Source organism: Streptococcus suis (assembly GCF_002964045.1).
Classification (GTDB): Bacteria; Bacillota; Bacilli; order Lactobacillales; family Streptococcaceae; genus Streptococcus; species Streptococcus suis_U.
This window is the reverse complement of record NZ_POPB01000398.1, coordinates 1-333: the sequence shown is the minus strand read 5'-3', so window position 1 is coordinate 333 and position 333 is coordinate 1. Positions and strand designations below refer to the sequence as shown.

Annotated in this window: 1 protein-coding gene; it reads right to left on the bottom strand. The window is 37.2% G+C overall.

Annotation, left to right across the window (positions count from 1 at the left end; genetic code table 11):
- Window positions 1-71: 71 nt before the first annotated feature.
- Window positions 72-333, bottom strand: a 262-nt coding sequence (locus tag C1E99_RS10035) for a hypothetical protein (protein ID WP_238146229.1), incomplete at its 5' end; no start/stop codon positions are given.

The following is a 333-nucleotide window of genomic DNA, read 5'->3' as shown; positions in this document are numbered from 1 at the left end:
ATACCATCTTTAGCAGAAAATCTCAGTCCATTTTGGAAGAAAAAAGGAACGCATTCTACGCTCCTTTCAATCTAACTAAAAAATTCAATCCAAGCCCCGACCAGCAAGAATGCGATGCAGAGATAGATTTGCCAATTTGCTTTTAAGGTCCATTCTTTAGACCAAAAGGCACTACGGGTAGTACCGACAGTAGCAAAGAGCAAGAGTGCAAGCCAGAGGCTAGGTCCCTTATTTAGCCATTCTCCTATACTTCCTAGAAGCAACAATATCATCAAATAAAAATTCAAACTCCGATAAAATTCTTTATTAAATTCCTTAAACATAGAAAATAGA